This window comes from Stutzerimonas frequens (genome assembly GCF_024448335.1).
Taxonomy (GTDB): domain Bacteria; phylum Pseudomonadota; class Gammaproteobacteria; order Pseudomonadales; family Pseudomonadaceae; genus Stutzerimonas; species Stutzerimonas frequens.
Map to the genome: position 1 here is coordinate 345,171 of NZ_JAMOHM010000001.1, position 14,736 is coordinate 359,906.

The 14,736-nt window shown below is 64.8% G+C and carries 12 protein-coding genes; 4 read left to right on the forward strand and 8 right to left on the reverse strand.

Features of this window, described 5'->3' with window-relative positions; genetic code table 11:
* Positions 1–17 precede the first annotated feature (17 nt).
* Entirely contained in the window at positions 18–1,652 is a 1,635-nt protein-coding gene (locus NAO55_RS01685) for a methyl-accepting chemotaxis protein (RefSeq protein WP_102839410.1), read from the reverse strand.
* 328 nt (positions 1,653–1,980) lie between these two features.
* Between NAO55_RS01685 and NAO55_RS01690 the strand changes: the two genes are divergently transcribed.
* Positions 1,981–4,002 carry an FIST N-terminal domain-containing protein gene (locus NAO55_RS01690; RefSeq protein WP_102839409.1) on the forward strand — a complete coding sequence of 674 codons (2,022 nt, stop codon included), beginning with the start codon at positions 1,981–1,983 and terminating at the stop codon, positions 4,000–4,002.
* On the opposite strand, the gene NAO55_RS01695 is transcribed toward NAO55_RS01690, so the two are convergent.
* The 4 genes from NAO55_RS01695 to hslO all read right to left on the reverse strand — a co-directional run bounded on the left by NAO55_RS01695 (position 3,999) and on the right by hslO (position 9,542).
* Positions 3,999–5,924, reverse strand: coding sequence for a RecQ family ATP-dependent DNA helicase (locus NAO55_RS01695; protein ID WP_102839408.1), 1,926 nt, complete (start codon positions 5,922–5,924; stop codon positions 3,999–4,001). The two genes, NAO55_RS01690 and NAO55_RS01695, sit on opposite strands and share 4 nt — an antisense overlap.
* 199 nt (positions 5,925–6,123) lie before the next feature.
* Entirely contained in the window at positions 6,124–6,726 is a 603-nt protein-coding gene (locus tag NAO55_RS01700; RefSeq protein WP_063541568.1) for a nitroreductase family protein, read from the reverse strand.
* Between the two features lie 166 nt (positions 6,727–6,892).
* The gene (locus NAO55_RS01705; RefSeq protein WP_063541566.1) at positions 6,893–8,437 is read right to left on the reverse strand and encodes a phosphoenolpyruvate carboxykinase; all 1,545 of its coding nucleotides are present in this window, start codon (positions 8,435–8,437) and stop codon (positions 6,893–6,895) included.
* Between the two features lie 217 nt (positions 8,438–8,654).
* Complete coding sequence (hslO, locus tag NAO55_RS01710) at positions 8,655–9,542, reverse strand: Hsp33 family molecular chaperone HslO (RefSeq protein WP_102839407.1); 888 nt, start codon at positions 9,540–9,542, stop codon at positions 8,655–8,657.
* Between the two features lie 195 nt (positions 9,543–9,737).
* Between hslO and NAO55_RS01715 the strand changes: the two genes are divergently transcribed.
* The gene (locus tag NAO55_RS01715; protein WP_102839406.1) at positions 9,738–10,529 is read left to right on the forward strand and encodes a phosphatase PAP2 family protein; all 792 of its coding nucleotides are present in this window, start codon (positions 9,738–9,740) and stop codon (positions 10,527–10,529) included.
* Here NAO55_RS01715 and NAO55_RS01720 read toward each other — a convergent pair.
* Positions 10,526–10,924 carry an RNA-binding S4 domain-containing protein gene (locus tag NAO55_RS01720; protein ID WP_102839405.1) on the reverse strand — a complete coding sequence of 133 codons (399 nt, stop codon included), beginning with the start codon at positions 10,922–10,924 and terminating at the stop codon, positions 10,526–10,528. The two genes, NAO55_RS01715 and NAO55_RS01720, sit on opposite strands and share 4 nt — an antisense overlap.
* Positions 10,925–11,025: 101 nt before the next feature.
* On the opposite strand from NAO55_RS01720, the gene rimB reads away from it, so the two are divergent.
* Together rimB and rimK are read left to right on the forward strand one after the other, a co-directional pair.
* Positions 11,026–11,493 (forward strand): retropepsin-like aspartic endopeptidase RimB, encoded by a 468-nt coding sequence (gene rimB, locus NAO55_RS01725; protein WP_014821964.1) that lies wholly within the window; start codon positions 11,026–11,028, stop codon positions 11,491–11,493.
* The gene (rimK, locus tag NAO55_RS01730) at positions 11,490–12,395 is read left to right on the forward strand and encodes a 30S ribosomal protein S6--L-glutamate ligase (RefSeq protein WP_014821965.1); all 906 of its coding nucleotides are present in this window, start codon (positions 11,490–11,492) and stop codon (positions 12,393–12,395) included. Before rimB ends, rimK begins: the two co-directional genes overlap by 4 nt.
* Positions 12,396–12,417: 22 nt before the next feature.
* Here rimK and NAO55_RS01735 read toward each other — a convergent pair whose 3' ends face one another.
* Positions 12,418–13,749 carry an ATP-binding protein gene (locus NAO55_RS01735; protein ID WP_102839404.1) on the reverse strand — a complete coding sequence of 444 codons (1,332 nt, stop codon included), beginning with the start codon at positions 13,747–13,749 and terminating at the stop codon, positions 12,418–12,420.
* A 76-nt stretch (positions 13,750–13,825) separates the two neighbouring features.
* Positions 13,826–14,560 carry an osmolarity response regulator transcription factor OmpR gene (gene ompR / locus NAO55_RS01740; RefSeq protein WP_014821967.1) on the reverse strand — a complete coding sequence of 245 codons (735 nt, stop codon included), beginning with the start codon at positions 14,558–14,560 and terminating at the stop codon, positions 13,826–13,828.
* Positions 14,561–14,736: the final 176 nt, after the last annotated feature.

Sequence of the window (14,736 nt, forward strand, 5' to 3'; positions counted from 1 at the left end):
CGGCAGCGCGCCCGGCCTCAGGTGCGGAAACGGCCAACCAGTTCCGCCAGCGTCTTCGACAGCCCGGACAGCTTTTGACTGGCGAGCATGCTCTGCGAGGAGTAAGTGGCCGCCTCGTTGGACAGGTCACGGATATCTGTGATGTTGCGAGCGATTTCCTCGGTGACGCAGCTCTGCTCCTCGCACGCGGTGGCGATCTGGGCGGCCATATCGTTGATGCGCTGCACCGACACGGAGGTTTCCGCCAGCACCTGATCGACACCGGATGCCCGCTCGACACTGTCTCGCGCCTTGTCACTGCCGGTCTGCATGGCCTGTACGGCCTTGCCGACGCCACTCTGCAGGCGCTCGATGCGCGCCTGGATATCCTTGGTCGAATCCTGCGTGCGCGCGGCCAGTGCCCTTACCTCGTCGGCCACCACGGCGAAACCACGGCCCTGCTCACCGGCGCGCGCCGCCTCGATGGCGGCGTTGAGCGCGAGGAGATTGGTCTGCTCGGCGATGCCGCGAATCACTTCGAGCACCGCGCCGATGCTGGCGGTTTCCTCGGCCAGCGCACCGATGGTCTGCGATGCGCCTTCGACCTCCCCGGCCAGCTGACGGATCGACTGGATGGTGCTGCTGACGACCGACGCGCCCTGGCGTGACTGGGTTTCCGCCGCACGCGCGGCGTCCGATGCATTCTGCGCATTGAGCGCAACTTCGTGCACCGCCGCGCTCATCTCGGTCGCCGCGGTGGTCACCTGATCGACCGCGGCGTGTTCGCTGCTGATCAACTGATCGTTGGTTTCAGCCATCGCCGCCATGCCACGCGCGGCTGTCTCGACCTCAGCGGTAACCCGTCCGACCTCGGCGATCAGCGGCTGCAGCTTGTCGAGAAAGCGGTTGAAGGCATTGCCGAGCTGGCCCAGCTCGTCAGCCGAATGCACCTCCAGGCGAGCACGCAGGTCGCCATCGCCATCGGCGATCTGCTTCAGCCGATCGAGCAAACGGCGCATCGGGCGCAACACCACCAGCGGCAGACCGAGGATGAGCAGTGCGCAGCCCAGCAGGCCGATGATCAGCACCACGGTCTGCTGACTGGATGTGGCGGCGCCCTCGGCGATCGCCGCCGCGCCCTCGGCCTCGGCGGCTGCGCCTTCGAGTTCACCGAGTTTGTCGATGGCATCGCGCATGGCATCGAAGCGCGCCTCACTGTCACCGAAGCTCAGCGCGCTGGCGGCCTGAGGATCGAGATCGACCTGCTCGATGACCCGCTGCGATACCGCGGACCATTGCTGAAAGCCGCCATTGAATTGCTCGACCAGCGCCAGTGCCTCGGCGCCCGGTTGCATGGCTGCGTACTTCTGCACACGGTCGTAGGCCTGCCTGAGGTTTTCCGCATGGCTGGCCTTGAGTGCCTGCACATGCTCGCCAGCATCGCTGTCGAGCAGGCTACGCTCGGCGACGAAGGCCTGATACAGGTCGCGATCGGCATTGAGCAGCAGACCGATGGCCGGCAGATGGCGTGTGGCCAAGACCTCACTGGAGCCGGTGACGCGCTCGATGCCGCGCATCCCGAAAATGCCCATCAGCACCAGCAACAGGGCCAGCGCCGCAATGGGCAAGGTGATCTTCCAGCGGAATCCGAGATCGGTGAACAGGCGGGGCATGGCGTCGCTCCTCGAGAGGCTTTCCTTGCTATCGGCTACAACAACTGCGGCAACAGGCCACCGGTCGACAATCGCACAGCCGCGCGCGACTTCCTTTGCGCCATATCAAGGGCAATCGCCGCGCCACCCACTACTTCCGGATGAAGACCATGGTTGCATGGCGATCTTCGATCTGGCGGCCGATAACGTGGCTGACGGTGACGGCGCCGAACGGGCATCAGCTCGCGGCCCGGGCGTCGATAACAAAAAAGTAGCCTCTGATCGACGGCTGATCAGTGCGGGAGCGGCCGAGTTTCCCGCTTCCTGTCCCCAAGCGCGAGTAACGCCCATGATTTCGCTCTCCCGATTCAAGCCAGGCCATACGCAATCCACCGGCACGGCGAGCCTGCTCTGCCCGGCTCAGCAGCTCTCACAGCAGCTCGCCGCCCTGCGCTTCAACCCGACCTACATCGCCGGCTTCGTCTCGCCGCATGTGGATCTGGACGAAGTCGCCAGGCAGGTAGCGCAGCGCTTTCCGCAGGCGACGATCAGCCTGTGCACCACTGCGGGCGAGCTGTCCAGCGAGGGGCAGCGGCTTTACTGTGCCACCGGTGCGCAGTGGGATCGGGTGGTGTTGCAGCTGTTCGACGCCAGCGTCATCGCCGCCGCCGAGATCGTCCGCGTACCGCTGGAGTGCGAGGACATCCGCGGCGGGGGTCAGCGGCTGTCGATGGGCGAGCGCATCGCACGCCTCACGGCGTCGATCAAGCGCGTGCAGGTGTCGATGAAGATCGATTACCGCGACACCCTGGCGAATATCTTCTTCGACGGCCTCTCCGCTTCGGAATCCTTCTTCATGGAGGCCCTGTACGAGTCCGGGCGCTTTCCCTGCCTGTTCGTCGGTGGCTCGGCGGGCGGCAAGCTGGATTTCCAGCGCACCCAACTCCACGACGGCCAGCGCAGCTACCAGAACCATGCGCTGATCGTCTTCCTCAAGTGCGCCCGCGACGTCCGCTTCGGCGTCTTCAAGAGCCAGAACTTCGAGCCCACGCCGCTCAGCCTGAGCGTACTCAGCGCCTCCCTGGAGGATCGCTACATCAGCCAGGTGGTCGACGCTCGCGGCAACATCCGCAGCATGGTCCAGGCGCTCTGTGAGGCGCTCAAATGCGCGCCGCAGGAGTTGGAGCAACGGCTCTCGGACTACTCCTTCGCCATCCGCGTCGGCGAGGAAGTGTTTGTCCGCTCGATCTCGCAGATCGACTTCGTCAACGAGCGCGTGCATCTGTTCTGCGACGTAGCGCCCGGCGAAGAGCTGATCATGGTCAAGCGCACGCCGCTGGCCGAAACCACCCGCCGCGATTATCAGCAGTTCATGCGCAACAAACCCGGCAAGCCGATCGTGGGCATCCTCAACGACTGCATCCTGCGCCGGCTGAACAACGAACGAGCGCTCGGCAGCATGGACCCGGTGTTCGATGACGTGCCGGTGGCCGGTTATTCGACCTTCGGCGAGATCCTCGGCCTCAATCTCAACCAGACACTGACGGCGGTGTTCTTCTTCCGCACCAACGGCAAGGACGAGTTCCACGACGAGTACACCGACAACTTCATCGCCTACCACGGTGAATTCAAGGCGTTCTTCCTGCGGCGGCAGATCAAGAAACTCACCGGCCTGAGCCAGGTGGTGGTCAAGCAGATCGAGCAGTTCAAGCGCCAGGACTACAGTAGTGCGGTGGACATCAACGGTCTGGACGAGCATATCCGGCCGGTGTTCCGCGGCCTCGCCGACCTCGGTCAGGTGCTCTCGCAGGCCGACGAGGAACGCCGCTCGATGTCCGAACAGCTGAGTCAGTGCGCCACTGAACTGCACGGGTCGATGGACGACCTGACCCTGAACATCAACCAGCAGGGCACCGTCATCGAACAGGCCGGCAGCTCGGTCAAGCAGATGGTTCACCAGGCCGACGAGGTGGTCAGCAGCGCCCGCGACCTGGCACAGTCCAGCCAGCGCATCCAGTCGGTGGTGCAGACCATCCAGCAGATCGCCGGGCAGACCAACCTGCTGGCGCTCAATGCGGCGATCGAGGCGGCGCGCGCCGGCGACATGGGCCGCGGTTTCGCAGTGGTGGCCGACGAGGTGCGCAAGCTGGCCGAGATCACCGGCAAGAACGCCGAAGAGATCGGTACCGACATCGACCGCCTGGCCAGCGAGATTCGCGCGGTGGCGCAGCATATCGAGACGCAATCGGCCGGTGTCGGCTCGCTGACCGGGCTGCTCGATGCGCTGGAGAACTCGAGCAACCTCACCGCTGGCACCTCACGCCAGACCAAGGGCGTCGCCGACCGGCTGATCGGCCTGACCGCCCGCTAACCAGCCAGGCGCGCGCGGACCTCGGCGTAGGGGTAGGCCTCCAGCGAGGCGAAACCGGGGAGCTGGCGCGCCTTGAGCCTGGTGAACAGCGGCACGCTGATGCCGCAGAGAAAGCGCGTCAGGCACTCGGCACTGGGCGCACCGCCCTTGAGCTGCGTGTAACGCTGACTGAATTCGGCGCAGCGGGCGGCCAGGTCGATCTGCTCCAGCGGCGCCAGTGTCGGCGGTTCCGGCAGCTTCGCGACCTGTCCGCGGCAGACCGAGCAATGCCCACAGCGCTGTGGTGCCTGGCGATCACCGAAATAGGCGGCCAGTCGCTGGCTCAGGCATTCGCGGGACTCGAACAGGGCCAGCATGTTGTCGATGCGGGCGATCTCGCTGGCTTCGTGCTCCTTGAAGTAGGCGTGCAGCTCGGCGCTCAGGGCCTCGGCATCGAAGCGCGTGTCGAGCAGCGCGTAGACCTCGGTCATCTGCTTGCTGTCGAGCTCGATCCAGCCCTTCTCCTGGAAATATTCCAGCGCCTTGACCACCCGAGCGCGGTCGGCGCCGTGCTGCCCGTATAGCGCTTCGAAATCCAGCGTGCACCAGGTCCGCGCCCGCGCCGAGGTGTGCACGATGGCTTCGACGAACTGTCGCCGCTCGCCTTCGAACTTCGCTACCAGCGCCTCGGGCTCGAGCAGGTACTTGAAGCGGTACTCGGCGAAGTAGGCAAAACGCGGTGCGATGATGCCGCGCAGCTCCAGCTGCACCAGCAGGGTTTTCAGCGGCAGCTGGCGGATGTTGCTCTGATCGGACAGCTGGTTGAGCATCAGCTCCCATTGCCCCCCGGCGCCGGCCTGCAGCAGCTCGTCGAGCACGCAGCGGATGCCCTCGCGTTCCGGCGTATCGCCGTAGACGAAGTTCTGCAACACGCTGAGGCTGTCGCGATTGGCCAGCACCAGGCAATCCGAAGCGTTGCCGTCGCGCCCTGCCCGACCAATTTCCTGACTGTAATTTTCCACCGACTTGGGCAGGTCATAGTGCACCACGTTGCGGATATCGGCCTTGTCGATGCCCATGCCGAAGGCGATGGTGGCGACGATGCAGTTCAGCTCGCCGGCCATGAAGCGGCGCTGGATCGACTCACGCATCTCGTGAGCCATGCCAGCGTGATAAGCGCTGGCCGGAAACCCCCGCTGCGCCAGATGCTCGGCGACCTGCTCGGCGGTCTTCTGCTGGGTGACGTAGACGATGGTCGGCTGCCCAGCCTTGTCCTCTAGCCATTCCACCAGCCGGCGCGGCTTGTTGAAGCCGCTGACCGGCTCAACCAGCAGATTGAGATTGGGCCGGTAGAAGCCGGTGGTGACCACGTCGTCCGTGGCGATCGAGAACTTGGCCTGCATGTCGGCGATCACCGGCGGCGTCGCCGTGGCAGTCAGCAGCAGTACCTGGGGAATGATGAACTGGCGCTGGTAGTCGGGGAGCTTGAGGTAATCCGGGCGGAAGTTGTGGCCCCATTCGGAGATGCAGTGCGCCTCGTCAACCACCAGCAGCGAGATCGGCACCTGACTGATGAAATGGCGGAAGCGCTCGTTCTTCAGTCGCTCCACCGAGATCATCAGGATCTTCAGTTCGCCGGACTTGGCCCGCGCCATGGTTTCGCTGGCCTGCTCGCGGCTCTGCGCCGAGTCGATGCTGCCGGCGGCGATGCCATGCCGCTGCAGAAAGGCCAGCTGATCCTGCATCAACGCCAGCAACGGCGAGACCACCAGGGTGAGATGCGGCAGCAGCAACGCCGGCAGCTGATAGCACAGCGACTTGCCCGACCCCGTGGGAAAGATCGCCGCCGCCGAGCGGCCGGCCACCACGGCGCGAACGGCCCGTTCCTGGCCGGGACGAAAGCCGTCGTAGCCGAATGTCTGTTCGAGCGTCTGTTCGATCATGCTGAGTCACTCCCTTGACTGGAGGCCGGAGGGTAGCAAAAGGAGGGAGACGGTACTGCAAAGCGGCTGACATGTGCGTCCGGTCGTCGGAGCGCGTGGCCATCAGCCCAGCGATGGCCCTGGGCGGGCCGGATGAGGCTTCGAGGAGGGCAAAGCGGGCCCAGCGGAAGGGCGCATTGCGCGCCCTTCGCCAGAAGACTCAGAAGCGATCGCGGATGACCACCTCATCGAACGGCAACTTGCCGACGCGCGGCTTGGGCTCGGCGGCGCGCTTGCCCACCGCGACCATCAGCGCGATGACATGGTTGTCCGGCAGGTTGATCAGCTTGCCGACCGCATCGAAATCGAAGCCATCCATGGGGCAGGAATCCAGGCCCTTGGCCCGTGCCGCGAGCATCAGCGTCTGCGCCATCAGGCCGCAGCTGCGCATGGCCTCGTCACGCTGGACCTGCGGCTTGCCACGGTAGTAGGCATCGATGGCACCGGCCATGTAGTCCTGCACCTCACTCGGTGCACCGTCCCAGACGCGACGGACATTCTTTTCCCAGCTGTCGACTTGCGCGCAGACCACCACCAGCATCGAGGCATCGGTCATCTGCGCCTGATTCCAGCCCACCTCGCGGATCTGCGCGCGCAACGCCGGGTCGCTGACCTCGACGAAGCGCACATGCTGTAGATTGAAGGCAGAGGGCGCCAGCAGTGCCAGTTGCAGCAGCTCGTCCTTTTCCTCACGGCTCAGCTGAAAGCTCGGGTCGTACGCCTTGACGGCGCGACGGGTGCGGATGGCTTCTTCGGTATTCATGGCGCGCGGTTCCTCGTAATGAACAGTGGCGCCATGCTAAGGGCGTCGACCAATCGAATCCATGCGTCTTGACCGATAAGAATCATCGACGCCTTTGATCTAACTCACCGCCCGGCTCAAACGAAAAAGCCGCCCGGAGGCGGCTTTCGATCACGCGGCAGGCAGCTTAGAGCTGCGGACCGGCGTTGCGGATGGCGTCGGAAACATCGAACTTCTTGAAGTTCTCGATGAACTTGCCAGCCAGTTCCTTCGCGGCCTGGTCGTAGGCACTCTTGTCGGCCCAGGTGTTGCGCGGGTTCAGCAGCTGGGTATCGACACCGGCAACGGCCTTCGGCACGTCCAGGTTGATGATCGGCAGGTGCTCGGTCTCGGCACCTACCAGTGCACCGCTCTGGATTGCCGCGATCACCGCACGGGTGGTCGGGATGTTGAAGCGCTTGCCGACACCGTAGCCACCACCGGTCCAGCCGGTGTTGACCAGGTAGACCTTGGAGCCAAAGCCGTTGATGCGCTTGATCAGCAGTTCGGCGTACTCGCCAGCCGGGCGCGGGAAGAACGGTGCACCGAAGCAGGTGGAGAAGGTCGACTTGATGCCGCTGCCCGAACCCATTTCGGTGGAACCGACCAGCGCGGTGTAGCCGGACAGGAAGTGGTAGGCAGCCTGCTCGTTGTTCAGGATCGACACGGGCGGCAGTACGCCGGTCAGGTCGCAGGTCAGGAAGATCACCGCGTTCGGCTCGCCACCGAGATTCTTCTCGGAACGCTTCTCGACATGCTGCAGCGGGTAGGCGGCGCGGCTGTTCTGGGTCAGGCTGGCGTCTGCGTAGTCCGGCAGGCGGGTGCGCTCGTCGAGGACCACGTTCTCCAGTACAGCGCCGAACTTGATGGCCTTCCAGATCACCGGCTCGTTCTTCTCGGACAGGTCGATGCACTTGGCGTAGCAGCCACCCTCGATGTTGAACACGCGACCAACGCCCCAACCGTGCTCGTCATCACCGATCAGGTAACGGCTCTCGTCGGCCGATAGGGTGGTCTTGCCGGTGCCGGACAGACCGAAGAACAGGGTGGTGTCGCCGTCTTCGCCAATGTTGGCGGCGCAGTGCATCGGCAGCACGTCGACGTCCGGCAGCAGGAAGTTCTGCACGGAGAACATGGCCTTCTTCATCTCACCGGCGTACTGCATGCCAGCGATCAGGACCTTTTTCTCGGCGAAGTTGATGATCACGCAGCCGTCGGAATTGGTGCCGTCACGCTCGGGTACGCACTGGAAGAAAGGTGCGTTGAGGATGCGCCATTCGCTCAGACCGGCCTGGTTGAACTGCTCGGGAGTGATGAACAGGCAACGGCCGAACAGGTTGTGCCAGGCGGTTTCGGTGGTCATCTTGACCGGCAGGTAGTGCTCGGGATCGGCACCGACATGGACATGGGAAACGAAGCTGTCACGCTCGCCGAGGTAGGCTTCGACGCGGTTCCACAACGCCTCGAAGTTGCCGGCCGGGAACGGACGGTTGATCGGGCCCCAGGCGATCTTCTGCTGGGTGCTCGGCTCTTCGACGATGAAGCGGTCAGCCGGAGAACGACCCGTGCGGTGCCCGGTCTTCACCACCAGAGAGCCATTGGCGGACAGTTCGCCCTCTCCGCGCTTGACGGCTTCTTCAATCAGTTGAGCGGTGCTGATGTCGGTGTACACGGCGTTGGTGGCTTGCGTCATGAGTGTTCCCGTCGGCCCTGGGCCGATTCCTCCATGCTGTTGTAGCCCGCCGAACAGCGAACTACATCGAAAAAAGTGCGCGCGATTATGCCAGATAATGCGCCGCGCTGGGTATGAGGCCGTGATGGCCAAATAGTTCACTGTCGGCGCGAGGCCGCCGGCATCAACGGGCAGCCCCGCGGAACCTTGATGCAGACGCGTTGCGCGTCAGGCCGATTCAGTGGCGGGTATCAGACGGCGCCTCGCTGCCGCCGCCGGCGAACAACTGGGCCACGTCCGCGGCGTCGTAGGTGTATTTCTCGTTGCAGAACTGACAATCGATGCTGACCGTCCCACCCTGCTCAGCCACCAGTTGCAGGGCGTCTTCCTCGCCCAGGCTGACCAGAGCACGGGCGGAGCGCTCGCGTGAGCAGCTGCAGCGGAAGCGGATCGGCAGCGCATCGAACAGGCGCAGCTGCTCCTGGTGGTAAAGCCGATGCAGCAGCGTCTCGCTGTCCAGCCCCAGTAGCTCCTCGGCGGTCAGCGTGTCGGCCAGAGTGAGCAGGTGCTCCCAGCTGGCGTCACGCTCCTCCGGATCCTTGAGCCGATCGGCCGGCAGCTGCTGCAGCAGCAGACCGCAGGCGCGACGACTGTCAGCATTGAGCCAGAAACGCGTCGGCAGCTGCTCGGAGGCGGCGAAATAGTCGGTCAGGCAGGCTGCCAGGTTGACCCCCTCCAGCCCGACGATGCCTTGATAACGCTGGCCGTTGGCCGGGTCGATGGTGATCGCCAGCATGCCTTCGGGCATCAGCTCGCCCAGCGTTGCACCTGGCTGAATCTGCTCGGCGTGATAGCGGGCGATGCCACGCACTTCGCGCGCGCTGGAACACTCGACCATCAACAGCGGCACGGCACCGTTGGAGCGGGCCTGGAGGATCAGCAGCCCGTCGAACTTGAGCGTGCCGACCAGCAACGCGGCCGCCGCCAGCAGCTCGCCGAGCAATTGGGCCACAGGTTCTGGATAGGCGTGCTTGGCGAGCACGTGCTGGTAGCTTTCCTCGAGCGTGGCGATCTCGCCGCGAACATCGGAATCATCGAAGAGAAAACGCTGGGTTTGATCGGGCATAGCCGGAAAGCTCGCAGGTACGGCGGAGGAGGCGGGCAATTTTAGGCGCAAATCCGGCCCTTACCAAGGGCGGGCGCCAGACGGAGTTCCGGACAGCCGCAAGCTGAACGCGGGCTGAACGGCTCGCAGGTAGTCAGGACAGGCGTAACGGCAGGCCCTAGCATCGCGCGCCATCGCAACTCCAGGGAAGACCCCATGCCCATGACCACGCCCCAGGCGCGCTGGCGCCCGCTGCCTTTGTTCATCACCCACCTGCTCGCCGGCCTGTTGCTGCTCAGCTGGCTCTGGCCCACCAGCCGCCCGCTCTGGAATGCCATCGACCAGGCGACCTTCCAGCTACTCAACGGCTCGCTGGGCCAGCAGGCCTGGTGGGACTGGCTGTGGGCACTGGCCAGCATTCGCGTGTTCGACATCCTCGTCGGCGCCCTGCTGCTGACTCTGCTGATCCGCCGCGACTGGCTGTTCGCGCAGCACCAGCTGCGCCCGGCGCTGTTCACTTTCGTCGCGCTGCTGCTGGTGCTATTGGTGATTCGCGTGCTGGTGACCAAGCTGGCCGGGCACTTCGGCTGGCAACACGCCAGTCCCTCGCTCGAAATCGCTGGCGCCTATCATCTGAGCGACCACTTCCCGCTGCTCGAGCAAATGTTCGAACTCAAGGATCGTTCCAGCCGCAGCTTCCCCGGCGATCACGCCTCGGTGCTGCTGATCTGGGGACTGTTCATGGCGCTGTTCGCCCGCGGCGGCCGCCTGGCACTGGTGCTCGGCATCACCTTGCTGTTCATGCTGCCGCGGTTGGTCGCTGGCGCCCATTGGCTCAGCGATGACTTCGTCGGAGGGCTGCTGATCGCTTTGCTGGCCATCGGCTGGGGCTATTGCACACCACTGGGCGCGCATATCGCTGCACTGTTGCAGTGGCTAGCTCGTGCGCCCATGCAGCTGGCCACCAGGCTGCCGCTGCTGCGCCAGCTGGCCGTGCTGCGCGGCTAGTCGGGCTTGAAGTCACGCAGCAGCTGGATCTGCCGACGCTGCTTCTTGCTCGGCCGGCCGTCGGTCTGCATGCCGAGGGCACCTGCCTTGCGCTGGGCTGCCGCTTCCTCGCGAGCAGCCAGGCTCTGCGGCGTCTCGTCATAGAGCGTCTGCGCCTCGGGTGCGCCGCGGCGCACCGCCGATAGCGCGCGGATAACCACCGTACGCGTGTCGAAGCCAACGCGAATCACCAGTTCATCGCCCACCTTCGGTTCCTTGCTCGGCTTGCAACGCTCGCCGCGACAGTGCACCTTGCCTCCTTCGATGGCCGCCTTGGCCAACGCGCGAGTCTTGAAGAAGCGCGCGGCCCACAGCCACTTGTCCAGGCGCACCTTGTCGTCGTCTTTTTCAGCCATCGTCCAGCTCTAACTCCTACACATCGTTCTAGGGTGTTACAGACGGATGCAGTTGTCATGCACCCCAACTAGAATGCCGCCAAATTCTTCGGACACGCCCATTGAAGAGACTCGACCCCCACACCGTGATCGGACTGCGTGAATGGATCGCCCTGCCGGATCTCGGCGTGGTGGGCCTGCGTGCCAAGGTCGATACCGGGGCCAGCACCTCGGCGCTGCACGCCACCGACATCAGCGAATTCGAACGCGATGGGCAGCGCTGGGTTCGCTTCACCGCGCACCTGGGCACGCTGGTGCAGCGACGCCATCGCTGCGAGGCGCCACTGGTCACCCGCAAGCTGATCAAGAGCTCCAACGGCCAGGTGCAGACGCGTTACGTGGTGCGCACCCTGCTCGCGTTGGGCAGCCACGTCTGGCCGGTGGAGTTCACCCTGACCTGCCGCAAGACCATGCGCTACCGCCTGCTGCTCGGCTCCAAGGCACTGGTCGACGGTCAATGGCTGATCGATCCGTCGCGAACCTATATCCAGGACAAACCCCAGATCCTCACTTCTTCCGGTGCTCAATGAAAATCGCCGTGCTGTCGCGCAATCCGCGTCTTTATTCCACCCGTCGTCTGGTCGAAGCCGGCGAGCAGCGTGGCCATGAAGTGGTGGTGATCGATACGCTGCGCGCGTACATGAACATCGCCAGCCACAAGCCGCAGATCCACTACCGCGGCAAGCCGCTGGAGGGCTTCGACGCGGTGATCCCGCGCATCGGCGCCTCGGTGACCTTTTATGGCTGCGCCGTGCTGCGCCAGTTCGAGATGCAGGGGGTGTTCCCGCTCAACGAGTCGGTGGCCATCGCCCGCTCGCGCGACAAGCTGCGCGCCCTGCAGCTGCTCTCACGTCGCGGCGTCGGCCTGCCGGTAACAGGCTTCGCCCACTCGCCGGACGACATCCCCGATCTGATCCAGATGGTCAATGGCGCCCCGCTGGTGATCAAGGTGCTGGAAGGCACCCAGGGCATCGGCGTGGTGCTCTGCGAAACCGAGAAGGCGGCCGAATCGGTGATCGAGGCCTTCATGGGGCTCAAGCAGGACATCATGGTGCAGGAGTACATCAAGGAAGCCGGCGGCGCCGATATCCGCTGCTTCGTGGTCGGCGACAAGGTCATCGCCGCGATGAAGCGCCAGGCCAAGCCTGGGGAATTCCGCTCCAACCTGCACCGCGGTGGCTCCGCCAGCCTGATCAAGATCACCCCGGAAGAGCGCATGACCGCCATCCGCGCCGCCAAGGTGATGGGCCTAAACGTCGCCGGTGTCGATATCCTGCGCTCCAACCATGGCCCGCTGGTGATGGAGGTGAACTCCTCGCCGGGCCTGGCCGGTATCGAGGAAACCACCGGCAAGGACGTCGCCGGGCTGATCATTCAGTACTTGGAAAAGAACGGCGGCCCGCACCTGACCCGCACCAAGGGCAAGGGCTGATCCGTCCACGCTGCGAGCCGGCTTATTCGGCCGGCTTGCCCTGCACCGCGTCGCGCGGCAACAACAGCCCCAAGGGTAGGCTGACGCGTGCCTCCAGACCACCACCCTCGCGATTGCGCAGCTCGACGATGCCACCGTGCTGCGAGGCGATACGCTTGACGATGGCCAGGCCCAGCCCGGCGCCCTGCCCACCACGGGCGCGATCGCCGCGGATGAAGGGGTTGAACAGGCCTTCCAGCTCGGCCGGATCAATTCCCGGCCCGCGGTCGAGCACGCTGAGCACCACATAGGGCGCATGCTGGTCGCCGGAGACATACGCCGCCACCTCGACCCCGTCACCGCCATAACGCAGCGCATTCTCGATCAGGTTGACCAAGAGCCGCTTGACCGACACCCGACGCAGGGCGAACGGCGGCATCGGCTCGACGCACAGACGCACGATCTCCTGCTGCTGGTTGTAGGGCGCCACCACTTCGCGGATCAGCTCGCCGAGGTCGGTGGTCTCCACCGGCTCGTCGCTGCCGTCGCGGACGAAGGCGAGGAACTGATCGAGGATCGCATTCATGTCCTCGACATCACGAATCATGTCGTCGGTCAGCTCGTCATCGCTGCTCATCAGCTCCAGCGACAGGCGCAGGCGCGTCAATGGCGTGCGCAGATCATGGGACACCCCCGCCAGCATCAGCTCGCGCTCGCGACCGGCCTGCTCGACGTCTTCGGCCATCTGGTTGAAGGCGCGGTAGACCTCGGTCATCTCGCTCGGCGTGTCGCTGATCGGCAGGCGGACGCGCCGGCCCTTGCCGATCTGCCGCGCGGCGAAGACCAGCCGCTTGAGCGGCAGGTTGAGCTGACTGACGAATATCCAGGCCGCGCCGGTGGACAGCAGGCCGATGCCCAGGAACCAGCCGAGCACGCTCCAGATGCGCTGGCCACGCAGCGGATAGGCATAGAGCGGCACCTGCACCCAGTCCGGCCCCAGATTCGGCGCGCGCACCCAGATCGCCGTGGACGGCTGGATGCGCACGCGCACCTCGGTGTCGTCGCCCAGTTCGTCGCGCATCTGGCGCTGGAAGATCTCGGTGTAGGGCCAGTGATACTCGCTGCGCGGCACGTTCTGCTCGGCCACCAGCTGCAGGCCGGCGGCACGACCGATACGGTCGCGGTCTTCGAGATCGGCGGCCCAGTAGGCACGCAGCGTCAGTGCCGCGCCGTGGCTGTACTGGCGGTCCACCAGCACGTCCTCGTTGGTCATCAGATAGACCAGCGTCAGGACCTTGGAGAACAGCACCACGATCAGCACCATCCACAGGGTGCGGGCGAAGAAGCTTTGCGGGAACCAGAGCGGAGTCTTCATGAAAAAGCGGCGGCACGCCCGGGACGGCAGGCCGCGAGCCTGACACGCTCGCAGCCTGAAACAGGCCGCAGCCGACTCACTTGTTGCCGTCCGGCACGAATACGTAACCCACACCCCAGACGGTTTGAATGTAGCGCGGTTTGGACGGGTCCGGCTCGATCAGCCGACGCAGGCGGGAGATCTGCACGTCGATGGAGCGCTCCAGCGCATCCCACTCGCGGCCGCGGGCGAGGTTCATCAGCTTGTCCCGGGTCAGCGGCTCGCGAGCATGCTGGACCAGCGCCTTGAGCACGGCGAACTCACCGGTCGTGAGCATGTGCACTTCGTTGCCCTTCTTCAGCTCACGGGTCGCCAGCGACAGCTCGTACTCGCCGAAGGTGACGGTCTCGTCCTCGCTGGCCGGGGCGCCCGGCACCTGCGGCGCCTGCCGGCGCAGCACCGCACGGATGCGCGCGAGCAGCTCGCGAGGGTTGAACGGCTTGGCCAGGTAGTCGTCGGCGCCCTGCTCCAGGCCCTGGATGCGGCTGGCCTCGTCGCCCTTGGCGGTGAGCATGATGATCGGAATCTGGTTGTTGCCCTCGCGCAGCCGGCGGCACGCGGAAAGCCCGTCCTCGCCCGGCATCATCAGATCGAGCACCACCAGCTGGAACAGCTCGCGGCTGAGCAAACGGTCCATCTGCTCGGTGTTTTCCACGGTACGGACGCGGTAGCCCTGCTCGTCGAGAAAACGCTCGAGCAGACGTCGCAGACGGGCATCGTCATCGACGATGAGGATTTTTTCGCCTTCGCTGGCTGGCGCAGTGCTGCTCATGGAAACTCCCAGATGGTCGACGGCGCATTATTGCGCAGTGTGGATCGGCCCTACTGACAGCCATTGTTAGCAGATTTTTCGCCCAGCGGCAGTCACCACGCGCAAACCGTCATGCCGCACGCCATGTGCCGGGATTAGCTTGAGGCCGATCGCCGCACTTCCCCTATAATCGCCGG

What these genes read in the sequence shown, in the direction of transcription:
- NAO55_RS01715 (WP_102839406.1), top strand. Translation starts at nt 9,738, where the DNA reads ATGCCCATGACCACGCCCCAGGCGCGCTGGCGCCCGCTGCCTTTGTTC.
- hslO (WP_102839407.1), bottom strand. Translation starts at nt 9,542, where the DNA reads ATGCCCGATCAAACCCAGCGTTTTCTCTTCGATGATTCCGATGTTCGC.
- NAO55_RS01705 (WP_063541566.1), bottom strand. Translation starts at nt 8,437, where the DNA reads ATGACGCAAGCCACCAACGCCGTGTACACCGACATCAGCACCGCTCAA.
- NAO55_RS01700 (WP_063541568.1), bottom strand. Translation starts at nt 6,726, where the DNA reads ATGAATACCGAAGAAGCCATCCGCACCCGTCGCGCCGTCAAGGCGTAC.
- NAO55_RS01735 (WP_102839404.1), bottom strand. Translation starts at nt 13,749, where the DNA reads ATGAAGACTCCGCTCTGGTTCCCGCAAAGCTTCTTCGCCCGCACCCTG.
- ompR (WP_014821967.1), bottom strand. Translation starts at nt 14,560, where the DNA reads ATGAGCAGCACTGCGCCAGCCAGCGAAGGCGAAAAAATCCTCATCGTC.
- NAO55_RS01720 (WP_102839405.1), bottom strand. Translation starts at nt 10,924, where the DNA reads ATGGCTGAAAAAGACGACGACAAGGTGCGCCTGGACAAGTGGCTGTGG.
- NAO55_RS01695 (WP_102839408.1), bottom strand. Translation starts at nt 5,924, where the DNA reads ATGATCGAACAGACGCTCGAACAGACATTCGGCTACGACGGCTTTCGT.
- NAO55_RS01690 (WP_102839409.1), top strand. Translation starts at nt 1,981, where the DNA reads ATGATTTCGCTCTCCCGATTCAAGCCAGGCCATACGCAATCCACCGGC.
- NAO55_RS01685 (WP_102839410.1), bottom strand. Translation starts at nt 1,652, where the DNA reads ATGCCCCGCCTGTTCACCGATCTCGGATTCCGCTGGAAGATCACCTTG.
- rimK (WP_014821965.1), top strand. Translation starts at nt 11,490, where the DNA reads ATGAAAATCGCCGTGCTGTCGCGCAATCCGCGTCTTTATTCCACCCGT.